The organism is Rivularia sp. PCC 7116, from assembly GCF_000316665.1.
Classification (GTDB): domain Bacteria; phylum Cyanobacteriota; class Cyanobacteriia; order Cyanobacteriales; family Nostocaceae; genus Rivularia.
In genome coordinates, this window is sequence record NC_019678.1 from 8,311,841 (window position 1) to 8,329,374 (window position 17,534).

Annotated in this window: 7 protein-coding genes; 3 read left to right on the forward strand and 4 right to left on the reverse strand. The window is 37.1% G+C overall.

The features are described from left to right. Positions 1–245: 245 nt before the first annotated feature. The 3 genes from RIV7116_RS31815 to RIV7116_RS31825 all read right to left on the reverse strand — a co-directional run bounded on the left by RIV7116_RS31815 (position 246) and on the right by RIV7116_RS31825 (position 1,888). Entirely contained in the window at positions 246–779 is a 534-nt protein-coding gene (locus RIV7116_RS31815; RefSeq protein ID WP_015122459.1) for a GNAT family N-acetyltransferase, read from the reverse strand. Between the two features lie 19 nt (positions 780–798). Continuing rightward, complete coding sequence (locus RIV7116_RS31820; protein WP_015122460.1) at positions 799–1,125, reverse strand: 2Fe-2S iron-sulfur cluster-binding protein; 327 nt, start codon at positions 1,123–1,125, stop codon at positions 799–801. Positions 1,126–1,543: 418 nt separating this feature from the next. Further along, positions 1,544–1,888, reverse strand: coding sequence for a DOPA 4,5-dioxygenase family protein (locus tag RIV7116_RS31825; protein WP_015122461.1), 345 nt, complete (start codon positions 1,886–1,888; stop codon positions 1,544–1,546). Between the two features lie 406 nt (positions 1,889–2,294). On the opposite strand from RIV7116_RS31825, the gene RIV7116_RS31830 reads away from it, so the two are divergent. Beyond that, positions 2,295–3,977, forward strand: a complete 1,683-nt coding sequence (locus tag RIV7116_RS31830; protein WP_015122462.1) for a 5'-nucleotidase C-terminal domain-containing protein — start codon at positions 2,295–2,297, stop codon at positions 3,975–3,977. A 90-nt stretch (positions 3,978–4,067) separates the two neighbouring features. Here the strand turns inward: RIV7116_RS31830 and RIV7116_RS31835 are convergent, their stop codons facing one another. Then, positions 4,068–4,676 (reverse strand): hypothetical protein, encoded by a 609-nt coding sequence (locus RIV7116_RS31835; RefSeq protein ID WP_015122463.1) that lies wholly within the window; start codon positions 4,674–4,676, stop codon positions 4,068–4,070. A gap of 1,103 nt (positions 4,677–5,779) precedes the next feature. Between RIV7116_RS31835 and RIV7116_RS31840 the strand changes: the two genes are divergently transcribed. Both RIV7116_RS31840 and RIV7116_RS31845 read left to right on the forward strand, forming a co-directional pair. Next, positions 5,780–12,841 carry a hypothetical protein gene (locus RIV7116_RS31840; protein ID WP_015122464.1) on the forward strand — a complete coding sequence of 2,354 codons (7,062 nt, stop codon included), beginning with the start codon at positions 5,780–5,782 and terminating at the stop codon, positions 12,839–12,841. Positions 12,842–13,925: 1,084 nt separating this feature from the next. Next, on the forward strand, positions 13,926–17,450 hold the full coding sequence (locus tag RIV7116_RS31845) for an Ig-like domain-containing protein (protein ID WP_015122465.1): 3,525 nt from the start codon (positions 13,926–13,928) through the stop codon (positions 17,448–17,450). The last annotated feature ends 84 nt before the right edge of the window (positions 17,451–17,534 follow it).

Sequence of the window (17,534 nt, forward strand, 5' to 3'; positions counted from 1 at the left end):
AAATAGATTTTACGACGAAATGTTATTTCTACTAAAAGCCCGGTTTCTAAATCGCTTTTCTCGTTCTCTCTCCTTAATAAGGCTACCGTGTACACACAACTCTGCCGGGGACTATAAGTCCCCGTCTAATATCTAAAGTCGTCTAAAGACGACTGAAAAATTATGTACAAAATAAGACATCATAGTTAGTCCTATTTATAGGACTTCTGCTATTAGACAGGGACTTGCAGCCCCTGGCGAGCTTATTAATCGCTGTTTAATAATCCCCAAGCAAGAACATCAAATAAACCATTTCGAGTTTTTGTATGCTGCCTGAGACACCCCTCTAATGTAAATTTATTCTTCTCCAAAACCCTTGCTGAAGCTTGATTAAAATCAAGTGTGTGAGCGGTAAGACGAGTTAATTCAAGATAATTAAATGCATATTGAATAAAAACACCGAGCGCATCAGTTATTAAACCTTGCCCTCTATAAGCTGGAGCTAACCAATAACCCACTTCCGCTCGATGGGTTTCTCCTAGACTCAAATCATCCACACCCATCGAACCAATTAAATAACCTTTAGAGTTACGAAGCGCGAAAGATATTTCCAATTGATTGCGATTCAAAAAATCTATGCGTCGCTGTATCCACCAATCTGCCATAGATTCTGTATAAGGATACGGCATGAGTGGAATTGTATCTGAAATACTTTTATCGTTGAGATGGTCTAAATAAGCAGCTCTGTCATTTTTACGAATACTGCTTAAATAGAAACCATCGCGAACATCAAGCTTCATACTCAAAACTTAATTTTCTTTAAAATACCACCTCAGAACCCTGTCCCCAGAAGCCATCATACTTAGTAACGCGGATATCTCCTAATACTTTGGTTTGACAAGCTAAACGGCGATCGCTCTCGGAAGAATGAGGAGGAAGCCCCAATCTTGTTTTCTCTTTCCAACTAGGTTCCGACACTTCACCCTGTATTGCCACCGCACAGGTACCGCAAGTGCCAAGCCCCCTACAATTAATAGTTTTTGCATTACCGTTATAAAGGTCAATATTATTATCCAACAAGACTTTTCGCAGATTGCTACCAGATTCGCATTCAACAGTTTTTCCTTGAGCAGTTATTTTAGGCATTGTAAAATGTCCCCTGAGTTAAAAATTATTTTCATATCAACCAACCTAATTCGATTTTAGATTATCTCAAACAAGAAAGGTTTATTTAATCTAATCAGGAATGGCCGCAATTGTCACAATGTCCGTTTGGTGCGTGACACTGAAAACATTGTTACTACGTTCGCAGTTACTCAAAATGTCACAGCACCCTACAAGAAAAATGTGCCGGTTGCGTAAGTCCTACTAATATCTTGCACCATTTTTTTTTAGAATTAGTTTCAATATGGCTTAAAACTCACAATCATCAAACTAAAGTTCCCTTTCTAGAATTTGAATCATTACTCAATAGTTCGCTGTTAGAAGTTCGTCAGGAATTTGGAATTTTAGATTATATTAATTGAAATAATTTTTTGAGTTTAAAGCTTGATACTCTATTTGCTTACCTGAGCGCATCAAGGTTCAACACTTGTGGGTTCCCCATCCAAGAAGCATAATCGGTATGGTCTTTTAAATCGTTTCCGGTAAGTGGATGAATTAGAATTGTTAAACCTCTTCTATTTAGAGCTAACCAAGATAGTAAAATTGCAGATTCATCAACATCAAAAGCAAGCTGGCAACTCCAAGAAGGATGAGGTCCCACTGGTTTACGATGTACGCGCCCTACTTTTACTGAAAATTGCTTTCCGGCTTCTTCACATAAAGCAATTGCTTGTTCGCAGCTAGAGTCATCGAAGTAAACATGAGCATGATAACCTTTAACCAAACTAATATCTTGAAATTCCATAAAGACTGAAAAGTTAGTTAATAATTTACTGCTTTACTTTAACGGATTTTATATTTATATCGAAGCGTAACACACCACCCACTTGCTTACGCGGTGCGTTAAAACGTTTCGTTTACAGGGCAGTCTACGAAGACATTAACGGATTTTATATTTAAATAAGTAAGCGGGCATAGTTACTCCTATCTCGCTGTAATATTGTCTATCTGTTTGCAGCTCTTTCCTCTCCGCTCTCTGTGGTTTTTTATCGGAAATCATTAAGCCGGGAAGAAAGCAAGTGTAAAAAGTATATTCAAGTACTTGTTTGCTTGATTAATTATATGTAATATCCATGAGAACATGCCGATTGCTAATTAACAATCTATTTTGATAATCGGTAGTTTTTACTATATTCCATTGGCATCATTTGATGACTGATTCTATATACTTACCAAGACCTCGCGCTGCTGCTGGCACTTATTTGAGAATTGTGTCTATCAATGATGTTTATAAGATTGAAAATTATCCTTTTGTCCAAACAATAATTCAATCACTTAAACAGACATCAGAAGATAGCATAGTAGTTTCTTGTCTGAATGGTGATTTTCTTTCTCCTTGCTTGCTAACGTCTTTAGATGGTGGAAAAGCAATGTTAGATGTACTCAAAGTTATGGACATTGATTATGTTTGCTTTGGTAACCACGAATTTGATGTAAATATAGATTTACTTCAAAAACGTTTAAAAAACTGCTCTACTAAATTTTTAAACGGTAATATTATCAATTTACCAATTGTTGATGCTTTTGGTAACCCTTTAGCTAAATATGACATTATAGAAGTCGGAGAGAATAAAGTCGCATTTGCCGGATTTTGCACCGATAATATTGATATTTTTAGACCTGGTACAAATTTACAGATTCAGCCTGTTTTTGATGCTTTAAAAGAAATTTGGCATGAATGTAAAAATCAAGCAGATATACTTATTCCCTTAACTCATCAAAATATAGTGGCAGACAGAACATTAATCGAGCAAATAGAACAATATGATGATTTAAAAGGTAAAATTCCGGTAATACTTGGCGGACACGAACACGAAGTTTATATCGAAGAAATTGCTGGAAGTCGCATTGTCAAGTCTGGACAAGATGCCAATAATATTATAGTTGTAGATATCTGGTGGTCTATTGATGGTAAGGTAAATAGCGCGAATTATCTATTACCAGCTAGTCACGTCAAGCCAGAGCCAAATGTACAAAGATTCGTAGAAAATAAAAATAATTTTCTAGCTAAACTGTTGGATGTAGAACTATTTAAAGTTCAAGAAACGATGTCATCCGCAAGAACCAGATTCCAGCCAGAAAAAGTTGCTTCGATTCTATGTTCTTATATCAAGAAAAGCTTAGAAAATAATGTCGATATTGTAATTCTTCAAGGAGGAGCTATCAGAGGTAGTCGTAAATATAAAAAAGGTACATCCTTTACCTACGGCGATTTATTGCAGGAACTACCTTTCGATACAGAAATCGCAGTTATCCAAATACCCGGAGAAGTTTTACAAGATGCTATCAAATTAACGCGCAGCACGCCAGAATCGGAAGCACCAAGATTTTTACACGCAGATTTTGATACAGTTATTGAGGATTATCCTAGTTCGCAAATTGTCAGCATTAACCACACACCTTTCAATCCGCATACATTATACAAGGTGGGCATTTATCAATATTTGCTGACTGGCTTAAACGATATTAATCCATTACTAGACTATATTAATGCTGATGGTAAAGTTCCTTCTTTAGAACAATGTATTCCAGCTAAAAATTTGATTGTAGAAGCTTGTATGAAAGATAACTGGAGAAACTTAATAAACGTTCAAGAATTAAAAAATAATAATGGAGAATTTTCTCAAACAGAATTAGAGCAAGGCATAAAAAAGGTATTTGATTTCTTAGATTGCAATGGTGATGGATATATTTCGCCTTTTGAATTACGTAGAGCTTTGATACAGAAAACGGGGAATCCAAATAATTGCTTGATTGATATGATGTTTCAATCGATTGATATTAATGATGATGGTATGATTTCTATGGAGGAATTAATATCTTTAGTAGTGTAAATGCTGTTATTACTAAATTAGTATCGAAAATTTAGTATTTTATGGTAGATGTCTTATTTCCGATAACAAAGCAGTATCAAAATCTAAGGTTTATGCAGCGTAGGAAGTCGCGTACAAAATAGCGTTTTGTTGTTCAGTTTGAGCTATTTCACAAGCTTTCTTTGCGGCTTGAAGTCGGTTATCCTGCATTTCGATGGTAGCTGCTAAAGTCTCCTGGCTATGCTGAAGCTGAAGTTTCTTTTGAGCAACTATAGACTGTTTGGTTTCAAAGTTTTGCTTTGCTTGCTCTACATCTTCTTTGACTTGCTTTAGTTGCTTTAAAAGATATTTTTTTTCAGGATTGTGTTGACATTCTTTCAGTTTTTTCTTTGCGATAATCATTTTTATATCCCAATCTTCCTTTGCCCCTTTAGCTATCTCTTCTGCTTGATGAACTTTTTTCAGAGCGTCATTTCTAATATTTGTCGCTTTGTTAATCGCTTTCTCAACATCTTTTTTAACAAAATCAAAAACTTTTTTAGTAGCCTTCACTTTGTTCAATGCGTCTGATGCTTGTCTCGCTGCGGCAGATTTTTGAGTAGTTTTTACCAAAAAGTTTAAGTTTGAACGATTCAAACTTGCTTGTGCGGTGTCAGGTGTTACGAATGTACCACTTAAAGCTACGATTCCAGAAACAACTTGCTTTTTGTTCTCAAACATAATTAAAAATCCTTCTTAGATGATACTCAAAGAGTATTTACTTAAGCTCGGAAGATTTATATTCCGTTAAACACATAATATTTCAGTAGTTTTAACAGTGTCCATAGTAACTAAGGTTTTTTGTAGACTCTTTATATTTTCGGACTTAAAAAGGCTATAAAAGCTAATAATTGAATTTACCGAGGGCTGAATACAGACAAAATCTTCGGTAAATGCGTAAACTTAAAAGTTCGTTTACTAAAAGTATTTCTATAACTTTAGATATCTACCAGTATCCACTTAATTAAATCATTAATCCAAGCTACTTTAAATACCAATTGTTGGTAATATTATTGTAATTAAGTTATTTATATTACCAATTTCCGTAAGTGTTACACTTCGTTCCTCAATCCTCTAAATTCTCTTCCTCCGCTTACTCTACCTCCTCTGTGGCTTTTTAAAGAGAGTTTATAAGCCCTCAAAATTAATGTCATTCACCAGCAGTCTGTCTCATTAGTTTTGATGACTTCATTAATATAACCGCAGAGGGCGCAGAGTACGCAGAGGAAAAGAAAAAAAGAGAAGAGTTGAGAAATTTATTTACTTAGTATTTTGGCGACAATTGACACCGTACCACTACTCTTCAACAATCCCTCCGGGGAACAGGAACACCTTGCGGTGAACAGGTGAATACGTTGCTGTCACTCCTAAAAAGCTAATAACCTTACATTTGCGTAAGTCCTAAACAATAGAATAAAAAAATAAAAGCTGTTGAAAACTTGTATATCTTATGATATATTTTATACTACCTTAAAGATAAAAGTTTTGACTTTATAAGAGAAAAACTAAGTATCTTGTTTCAGGGAAAATTCTGTCTTTTCTTCCATAATGAGAAAAGTATAGAGAATGACTGTCACTACATTGCATTCTACAGACAAGTCTTTTCGGTTAATTCTTGTCTACCTACTTATCTCTTGAATAAGCTTGTTAGTGCTTGCTGAAGTATCCTTTCGTTTTTTTTGATTCCTCTGTTTAGACAGCAAAATATCTTCATCTACTTAAAAGATGAAGACAATTTTTTGTGTCGATGTATTAACTTTATTAGCCAATAAATGAGTAAAACCATGAAAACCTACAAGACTATATCTAATAAATTCGGAAAAGTTCGTGATTCTAAAAAAAGTTTATTAGATAAAAACTTGTTGTTTGAGTTTCTCAATGATGAACAATTAGCCAATCGTTATTTTTCTCCTGCTGCTGGGTTTAACAAGTCAGTTAAGTTTTTAGCTCCGCTTATCTCTGATGCTGATGATTTTGATTCGGCGAATTTAAATAATCTAGTTTTAGCATTAGGAAATCAAGAGAAAAATGATAAATATCTGACATTTACCGAGCCTAGCAAGTCAGTTAAATATTCCAATACACTAGTTTTTGGTAGCGATGATTTTAATTCTCAGAATTTCAATCACTTGCTTTTAGGATTTGTAAATCAGAAGGTAAATGATGATTATTTAACTTCTTTACCTCTTAGCGTCTCGAATAGTTCCAACGCTCCAGTTTTAGTTGGGGCTGAAGCTAGTCAGAGTAATCAGAAATTACAAAAGAATGCTGCTGTAAACAATAAAACTCTTGAGAATAACAACGATACGGTTATTAGCAGAACTATTTCTGAGGTATCGAAGAATCCAGAAACACAGTTAGATGAAACCAAAGTTAAGGATAATCTGACTGTTGTTTTTGCGGAGAATCTTGAGATTGACAACAGCAGCGAACTGGAATTACTGGATATTTATGGAATAGTAGATACAGCTTTACAGGATACCTATAACTATCTGGGCAAGTTCCGATTTGATTCTGAGTACAGTCAGAAGTTAAAGACGGCTTTTGGTACTGGTTTTAATCAGAAAGTAGCAGATAATTTATTTGATAAGTTTGCTGATGGGAATTTTACCGATATTCCTACTATTAAGGTTGTTAATCGGAGTGCAATTTATGGGGGGAATGGTGCGTTTTCTGCGGATACTGGATTAGTTTATTTAGCAACTGAATTTCTAGCGGAAAATTCTCAAAATACTGCTAGAGTTACCGACGTATTAATCGAAGAAATCGGTCATTTTGTTGATTCTGAGATTAATGAATTTGATTCTCCCGGTGATGAAGGGGATATTTTTTCGGAATTGGTGCAGGGGAATACTCTAAGTGATGAGGAATTACAGGCTTTAAGGGCAGAGAATGATACGGTTACTGTTGTTCGTAATGGTGAAGAAGTAACTACTATTCCTAATAAATCAAATATTACAATTGAGAATAATAATACTTTAAGAGTCGGAACATGGAATGTTTATCATGGTAATTCTCAAACAGGTAATATTACCATACCAGAACACTTAAAACGTATAAATTATATTTCAAAGTATGGCATTAAGAATAATATAGATTTAATCGTACTTCAGGAAGTTAAAAACTCAACACAACAACCACTGCTAGATGATTTATTAAAATTCAAAAATGGACAAAATCCCCAGAAGTACGACACTCAAGGATTAAGTAAACTAACAGCAGGATATAGTTACGAAATTGTATCAAAGGAATATCCTTCATCTAACCTAACTCCTAATAAGCAGACGACAGATGGATACTTAATTTTGTACAATCCATCAACTATTAATCAAATATCAAATCCACAACACTACCAACCAAACGCTTTCACGAAAAATGGAACACAATACCGCCCACCCATTTACTTTACTGTGAATAAAAATGGGTCTAAGTATAATATTTTGACATGGCATAATGAAACGGAAACTTCTGGCGCAAAAACTACACTACCACAATTAACTAATGTGCTGTCAAATACAAATCAGCAGTTTATTCTCCTTGGTGATTTGAATGTCAAGCCTAATTTTTTAAATCAGCCTAATATACTTCCACAACAAGCAGGTAGACATAATAATCTTAGTTACATTACAACAGATAACGGCGCGGTAGTCGATTTACTACCCAATCCAAATGATCAAACAAAATTAAAAAGTGATTCACATTTTGCCTTGTTCGCTGAGATTCAAAGTGCTACTTCCTCAGCTCAATCTTTCACAAACACTAAAGTGCGTTCTAAAGCTCGGTTGAACGCCGGACCAAATAGAAGTCACAATCCATATAATTACAATAATATTACTTACGAGTATTCAGGTAATCAAGCAGTACCTAGTTGGGAAAATCAATTAATTCAGATAGGTAAAAATGAGCGTTTCTTTACACCACTAAAAACTGTTGATGGTGGTAAAGTAACAGTTCGTAAAGAAACTGTAGATGGAAAAACTAAAGAATTTGTCTACATTGAAAAAAATAGCTCTGGTATAAGTCCAAATGTCTATTCTGCTATTGGTAACAAAACAAGTTCTGCTTTATTTAAAGGAGACGTTAAATTTGATACAGAAACTCTTAAAGGAACGATTACCGAAAATGGTGATAGTGATGATTCTGATGATTCTGGATTCAAATTACTTGGTGGAATAGAAGTTTTTTTTGAAGGCTTATCATTTGATGAAGATGAAAGCGGTAGCCCTCAACTAAGACTACAAGGTTCAATGCTACTACCAGGAGAATTAGTTGGTGGAAACGGTTTAGAAGTAGCAATTAACGGCGAAGATTATATTGGTTTTAGCGATAATGGAGTTAGTATCACGGGGGGTTCGGTAAAACTTCCCGGTGAGAATACCTTAAATATTCTCGGTTTGTTGGAAATTAAAGCTAATGATGCTGAAGTACAATTTGATTTTGACAATCAAGAAGCAACACTCCAAGGTACTTTTAGCATTCCCAGTCTCAAGGATGCCACATTTGAATTAAATGGTGGTAATTACATCAAAATCAAAAAGACTGATGCAGGTCTTGATTTTTCGATGGTAGCAGATATTAATGCTTCAAATATTCCCCTATTTGGAGAATGGGAAATCGAAAACATCAATCTAAATATTAATACTCCTAATGATAGTTTTGTCGTTAACGCTTTACTAAAAACCCCTGGTACTCCAATTGAACTAGAACTGGCGTTTAATGAAGGTAAACTTACTCAAATAACAGGTAGTAGTGGTGTCGGAACAGACTTTAATTTCTTGGGTGCAGCAATAGATATCCAAACAGTAAACGTTATTGTTGACAGAAACACCGGAGATAACGAACCTTGGGACCCAGAATTTTCTCTTCAGGGTGAAATTGAAATTCCTCAACTCAAAGGTTTAAAGGGTTCGTTGACGGGTAATAATAAGCTAATAGTTACTAAAGACGGAGTTGAATTAACGGGTGCAAAACTGAGCCTAGATGAAATTAAATTTGGAAACTGGAGACTACGGGATATAGAAGTAGAATATAATGCTCAACAAGGGATATTCGCTGGTGGCGCAACTCTGTCAGATTCAACGGGAATTGAGATAGGCGTATTCTTAGAATTTGATAAGGACGGTCTAAAAAGAATTGCTGCCAATGCTAGTGACTTGAAATTATTAGATTTTACTGTAAGTGATGTCGAAGTTGACTTTACCATTGACAAAAATCGAGAAGATAATCAACCTTGGGACCCAGAATTTGTATTGGGAGGTAAAATCACAAACAACAAAGTTTCTGCTGGTTGGAAGATAAAAGAAGCAGCATTTAAAATTGATACTACCAATAATCAAACAAAAATCTTCGCCGCAGGAACAATTGAGATACCTTCTGGAGTTGAGGTTGATGCTACAGTTTATTGGAATGGGAACGAATTAGAATCTATTGAGATAGACGTAGAAGATCTTAATAAACCCATCGGTAAACCAATTGCATTTCTTCAAAGTATGAGTGGCTCCTATCAAGGAAGCACAACGGAATTTTCAGGCAGCGTCGGAATTACATTAGGACCACAAATTGATTTACAGCAAATTCGTATTCCTTTTGTTGATATTCCACAAGAGAAAGTATCACTTCTAAGACTAGATCTAACTGCAACTGTTACCCCAGAATATTTTAATGGTAAAGGCGAAGTTACACTTCTTGGTGGTCTACTAGGAAGTAGAACTGGTGAAATTAATTTAAATTGGAAGCATAACTCTTTTCTAGCAAAAACTGAGTTAGATATACTATGGGGACTAATTAAAGCAGATGCGTCCCTGATAGGTCGCGGACGTGGTGAAAGTCAGTTTGATATCTATGCCTTTGCTGAAGGAAGTATCAATGTTCCCAATATCATTCCTGTAATCGGAGGATTTAAATTAGGGTCTGGGGGTGCTTATTTTCAATTCATTGATGATGGTGATATGAGTAATGATTACGTTGCCGCTTGGGGTCAATTCTTATTCTGGGATGTAGCTTTTAAATTTGGTTTCGACGGTAGTATCAATTTGATTAATCCACAAATATCTCAATTTGCAAGAGATAATATTGCTGATTTAGAACACAATATTAATAACTCTTACAATACTCCCGCCGATCTTCAGATTTCCCCAGAAGGTACCATTGAAGGTAAAGGTACCCCTGGTGATGATTTTCTCAAAGGTCAAGATGACGATAACACTCTTGATGGTGGAGATGGTAATGATGTTCTGAGCGATCGTGCCGGTAATAATCTATTCAGTGGTGGTGCTGGTAATGATATTTTAATTGGCGGATGGGGAAATGATACTTATGTTTTTGATACAGACGATGCACAAGGAGCAGACACAATCAACGAAACCATGATTGCTGTCAAAACATTCCATAATACCTATGTTAAAGCTAGTAGGCCTGATACTGGTAATTGGCACTTAGCGCAAAACTCCTTTATAGGAGATTGGGAAAAATTTACCGTTGTTAATAATGGTGATGGCACAATTTCCCTCCGAACTTTCCACGAACATCATTTTTGGAAAGCTGATAACATCGGAAGAGATGTTTTTGGATATTGGAATGTCCAACAAAACTCCTATATTGGTGATTGGGAAAAATTCAGAGTTGAAAGTCATAGTGATGGAAGAATTTCTTTCAAAACCTTCCATGGCAATTTTGCCCACTATGTTCGCGCCTATGATGGTAACGGTAACGGCATAGATCAGGTTAGAGACTTAGGAAACTGGCAAAAATTTTGGGTCGAAAACCAAGATAATAATAGTAAAGATACATTAGACTTCTCTGAAACTACGACTAAAACAATTAACCTAGACTTGAGTAATCCCGGACAACAGCAAATAAATGAAAATCTTGCTTTAACTTTAGGTATTACTATAGGTTCGCAAACCTTTATAAATATTGAAAACGCAGCTGGTGGTAGTTTAAATGATACGTTACGAGGAAATCATTTAGATAACCGTTTGTTAGGAAAGAATGGTAATGATTGGTTAAGTGGTGAAGACGGACGAGATACTCTCATAGGTGGTGCTGGTGATGACTACTATCTTGGGGGTGGTGCTGGTAATGATTATCTTGACGGAGAACAAGGTAATGATTGGTTAAGTGGTGAAGAAGGACAAGATACTCTCAAAGGTGGCGCTGGAGATGATCATCTTTACGGAGGTGATGAAACCCCTAATGGTGATTCGGCAAATGACACCTTATTAGGTGGTACTGGTAATGATTATCTTAATGGAGAACAAGGTAATGATTGGTTAAGTGGTGAAGAAGGACAAGATACTCTCATAGGTGGTACTGGAGACGATCATCTTTACGGAGGTGATGAAACTCCTAATGGTGATTCGGCAAATGATGAACTGTGGGGTGGTACTGGTAATGATTATCTTGGTGGAGAACAAGGTAATGATTATCTTGACGGAGAACAAGGTAATGATTGGTTAAGTGGTGAAGAAGGACAAGATACTCTCAAAGGTGGCGCTGGAGATGATCATCTTTACGGAGGTGATGAAACCCCTAATGGTGATTCGGCAAATGACACCTTATTAGGTGGTACTGGTAATGATTATCTTAATGGAGAACAAGGTAATGATTGGTTAAGTGGTGAAGAAGGACAAGATACTCTCATAGGTGGTACTGGAGACGATCATCTTTACGGAGGTGATGAAACTCCTAATGGTGATTCGGCAAATGATGAACTGTGGGGTGGTACTGGTAATGATTATCTTGGTGGAGAACAAGGTAATGATTATCTTGACGGAGAACAAGGTAATGATTGGTTAAGTGGTGAAGAAGGACAAGATACTCTCAAAGGTGGTGCTGGTGATGACCATCTTTACGGAGGTGATGAAACTCCTAATGGTGATTCGGCAAATGATGAACTGTGGGGTGGTACTGGTAATGATTATCTTAATGGAGAACAAGGTAATGATTGGTTAAGTGGTGAAGAAGGACAAGATACTCTCAAAGGTGGTGCTGGTGATGATCATCTTTACGGAGGTGATGAAACTCCTAATGGTGATTCGGCAAATGATGAACTGTGGGGTGGTACTGGTAATGATTATCTTGGTGGAGAACAAGGTAATGATTGGTTAAGTGGTGAAGAAGGACAAGATACTCTCAAAGGTGGTGCTGGTGATGATCATCTTTACGGAGGTGATGAAACCCCTAATGGTGATTCGGCAAATGATGAACTGTGGGGTGGTACAGGGAATGATTATCTTAATGGAGAACAAGGTAATGATTGGTTAAGTGGTGAAGAAGGACAAGATACTCTCAAAGGTGGTGACGGTGATGATACTGTTTACGGAGGTTTGGAAGAAAATCCCATCGGCGATTCAGCAAACGATCAACTATGGGGTGGTGCTGGTAATGATTATCTCGACGGAGAACAAGGTAATGATTGGTTAAGTGGTGAAGAAGGACAAGATACTCTCAAAGGTGGTGACGGTGATGATACTGTTTACGGAGGTTTGGAAGAAAATCCCATCGGCGATTCAGCAAACGATCAACTATGGGGTGGAACTGGCAATGATTATCTTGGTGGAGAACAAGGTAATGATTTTCTCCGTGGGGAACAAGGTAACGATACTTTAACTGGCGGTACTGGTGCTGATGTGTTTGCATTCGAGGTGAATGAGGGGATTGATATTATTGAAGACTTTTCTGCCTCTGACGGAGATAAAATTCAAATAGGCACTAGTTTTAACACAATTGACAAAAGCCAATTCAGTTACGATAGCACTACAGGTGATTTAAAATATTTTCATACCCACTTTGCTACTTTAAATACTGATTCTGGTTTTGATGTTAACCAACTAACTTTTGCATAAAATCAGGAGTAAATTTGATATCCTCAGAATCAAGTATTTAACCCTCACGAGTCAATATCACTTGCTGCTTTATAAACTGTAAAAATACAAAAGCTTTGGATACGGGGATTATCCAAAGCTAAATAATTGGCGTTGCTGAATCGAAACATGAATTAATGAAAGCTCATATCTGGGATGCCCCTAAATCGTCCAATCATGAGGGACTTGAACTAATTTTTCTCTCCCAAAATTAGGCTACGGTGTACACATAAGTCTTACAATCCTATCTGGAAGCGACTTTTTAACTCAAACAAAAATCGCTTAAAACCTCTCATTGCGAGCGAAACGAAGCAATCCCAGCACCTTGTGATTGCTTCGCTTCGCTCGCAATGACGATTTAACAGGGTTCAAAACATTGAAACGTATGTGGAGAATACTTGTGTGTATAGGATAGCCAGAATAGGGGGGGAAAGAGGGGCAAATCTGATATCTTGCGCCATTGTCGTTAAACCCGAATACCCACCTTGTAAGCCGGAGGCTTTCTCGCAGAGAAATAAATTCCAAGGCTAATATATAAAGTACGTTGAAAAGCACTAAAAGCCTTGCTCAGTCTTCTTTAGAAGACTTTATGTATTAGCCTGAGAATTGATTCTAAGGCGGTTGTTGAGAATAATGCAAGATGTAAGGCAAATCATACTTTTGATCGGCAACGCCTAATCAAATTTTAATTTACCCACTATTTATTCTATATTCATAGAAAAATCAAACAGCTTTATTTTAGGTATATATAAACAAAAATCATACAAAATCTTCACAAAATAGCCATAAAATCAGTGATTTCATCTTGTTATAATCACTGATGTCATCGCCTGCATCTAGTAATATTTTTATCTGTCATTTTAGCCGATTATGTTTTTTTAATCGGTAGCGAGGGCTGAAAAATTTCTATTGGGGAAATCATTAATTTCAAGAAACACTTTTTATAACCTTTATCCAGTAAGGATTTAAGATTTTCTAAAAATATGTTTCTTTCATATCTTGAACTAAGTAGCGATCGCCATTTTCCCGTTACTGCATCAACCTACTATTTTTTATCTGTAAAAACATGAATCAAAACGCTCTCAAAATTGTGACAATAGGAGATTCCATTACTCAAGCGGAGAATGGATACAATTCCTACAGAAAAGAACTATGGGAACTACTAAACGAAGCTGGATATAATGTTGATTTTGTAGGTTCTGAAAATAGAAACAAAGATGGTGGTAATTTTGAAGATAGAAGCTTCGATCCAGATCATGAAGGTCATTGGGGATGGCGAATAGATGAAATTATAAATGGTAGAGGTGGAGATAACCTATCTGATTGGTTAACTGGTTATACACCAGATGTGGCTTTAATTCATCTTGGTAGTAATGATGCAATTCAAAGCAATTCTGCGGTTAGCTCTGTGGAGGAACTCAAACAAGTTATAGATATCCTCCGCCAAGATAATCCGAATGTGACTATTTTCCTCAGTCAATTGATTCCTGCGGTGAATGGCGGTTTCAACAATCGAATACAGCAATTAAATAGCCTCATTCCCGGAATAGTTGCAGATAAAAATCAAGCTAATTCCCCTGTGATTCTAGTAGATCAAAATTCAGGGTTTAATGCGAATACAGACACTTATGACGGGGTTCATCCCGATCCTAGTGGTGAAGCCAAGATGGCTCAAAAATGGTTTGATGCTTTAAAAAACTATTTTGATTCTGTAGGTATCAACCCTGATGATGGGGATTCTTCACCTCCTCTCCCTACTAATAATTCCCCCAATGCAGTCAATGACGCTTTTACTATCAACGAAAATACTAGCGATAATCTCCTCAGAGTTTTAGCAAACGACAGCGATAGCGATGGAGATAGTCTGGCGGTTAGTATTAATGCTCAACCAGGAAATGGCTCTCTTAATATTGTTCAAAACGAATTTTTTTACACTCCCGATGCAGATTTCACCGGAGTCGATACTTTTACCTATCAAGTAGACGATGGTAATGGAGGTACGGATACTGCAACAGTTAACGTTACTGTTAACAATGTCAATAATATTCCCCTAGCTGCTAATGATAGTGCTTCTACCAATGAAGATACAGCGGTAAGCATAAATGTCTTGGCAAATGACAGCGATGCAGACGGAGATAATTTAAATATTGCATCGGTAAGTTCGCCGAATAATGGAACTACGGCAATTGTTGATAATGAAATTGTTTACACTCCCGCAGCTAATTTTAATGGAGTAGATAGTTTTAATTATCAAGTAGAAGATGGAAATGGAGAAACTCAAACCGCTACGGTTACGGTTAATGTTGCTCCAGTAAATGACCAACCATTGGCTCAAAATGATGCTGCGACTACAAATCAAGATACAGAAGTAAGCATAGATGTTTTGGCAAATGACGGCGATATCGATGGAGATAATTTAACTATTGCCTCGGTTGCTGCTGCTAATAATGGAACTACAGCAATTGTTGGTAATGAAGTTGTCTACACTCCTGCATCTGGCTTTAGTGGAGAAGATAGTTTTACTTACTCTATCAATGACGGCAGCGGAGTTAATCAAACAGCACAAGTCAACGTAACTGTTGCCGCAGTCAATCCTACAAACCCTACAAATCCTACCAACCCTAGCACTAGAGTAGATGCTGGATTGCTCGCTCTTTACAACTTTGATGAAGGAAGCGGTGATACAGTTTTCGACGTATCTGGAGTCGGCACAGCTTTAAATTTACAAATCGATAATGTCAGCCGCACAAGTTGGGGAAATGGAGTACTTAATATAAATGCCCCTAATTTAATTGCCTCTAATGGTACGGCGGATAAATTGATCGACGGTATTACTGCCACTCAAGAAATTACTTTAGAAGCTTGGGTAACTCCTGAAAACAGAAGTCAAAATGGTCCCGCTAGAATTGCTACCCTATCAAGCAATGTCTCTAACCGTAACTTTACCTTCGGGCAAGCCGGTGATGATTATAACGTCCGTTTGCGTACTACTAGCACCGGTAATAACGGAGTTGGGAGAACAGTTTCTTCTAATGGAGGATTATTAAGTACCGAACTTACTCACGTTATTTACACCCGCGAAGCTGACGGAGACGCTGCCCTCTACATTAATAATCAGTTAGTAGCAAGCGAAAATATTGGCGGGAATTTATCCAACTGGAATGACAGTTACAGCTTTGCCCTGGGTAACGAACTTACTGGCGATCGCCCTTGGTTGGGAAGTTTAGATTTATTTGCAGTATACAATCAAGCCTTTGACGCTGGTGAAGTAGAACAAAATTTCTTGGCTGGTGCCGAAGATTCCGCATCTCCTCAGACTCCTCCCCCAGATAACAACCCAACAAATAATATTCCCGTTGTTGCCAATGACAGTGCTACTACCAACGAAGATACAGCCGTAAGCATAAATGTTTTAGAAAATGACAGCGATGCCGACGGAGATGACTTAAATATTGTCTCGGTTGCTTCTGCAAATAATGGCACTACAACAATTGTTAGCAATGAAATTGTTTATACTCCCGCAGCTAATTTTAATGGAGTAGATAGTTTCAGCTACGAAATTAGCGATGGCAATGGGGGAATCGAAACTGCTACAGTTACCGTTAATGTAGCTCCAGTGAACGACCAGCCAATTGCTGAAAATGATACCGCTACTACCAGTGAAGATACTCAAGTAAGCATAAATGTCTTAGCAAATGACAGCGACGTAGATGGAGATAATTTAACTGTTGTTTCGGTTGCTGCTGGTAACAACGGCACAACAGAAATTATTGGCAATGAAATTATATACACTCCAGAAGCTGGTTTTACTGGGGAAGATAATTTTACTTACTCCATAAACGACGGCAGTGGAGTTAACCAAACAGCACAAGTAAACATAAATGTTACCGAAGCAGGTTCTAATAATTCTAGTGAAAGAGTAGATGCTGGATTATTAGCTCTTTATAACTTTAACGAAGGTAGGGGTGACACAGTTTTCGACGTGTCGGGAGTTGGCACAGCTTTAAACTTAGAAATAGATAATGTAACCGGAGTTAGTTGGGGAGATGGAGAACTAACTATAAATTCTCCTAACTTAATTGCTTCCAATGGAACAGCAACTAAATTAATTGATGGTATAAAAGCCACTCAAGAAATTACTTTAGAAGCTTGGGTAACTCCAGAAAACAGAAGTCAAAATGGTCCTGCTAGAATTGCTACCCTATCAAGTAATGTCAGCAACCGTAACTTTACATTAGGGCAAGCCGGAGATGATTATAACGTGCGTTTGCGTACTACCAACACCGGCAACAATGGAGTTGGGAGAACAGTTTCTTCTTCGGGAGGATTGTTAAATACCGAACTGACTCACGTTGTTTACACCCGTGAAGCAGATGGGGATGCTGCCCTCTACATTGATAATCAGCTAGTAGCTAGCGAAAACATTAGAGGCGATTTATCCAACTGGGATGATGATTATCGTCTTGGTATCGGTAACGAATTTAGCGGCGATCGCCCTTGGTTGGGAAGCTTAGATTTATTCGCAGTATACAATCAAGCTTTTGACGCTGGTGAAGTAGAACAGAATTTCTTGGCTGGTTCTGATTTCTAAGTTAACCCTTAAGTAGGCGGACAAAAATAGGTGTTGCTGATTAAAAGTATGAATTGCCCCTAACCCCCAATTGTGGGGGAACAA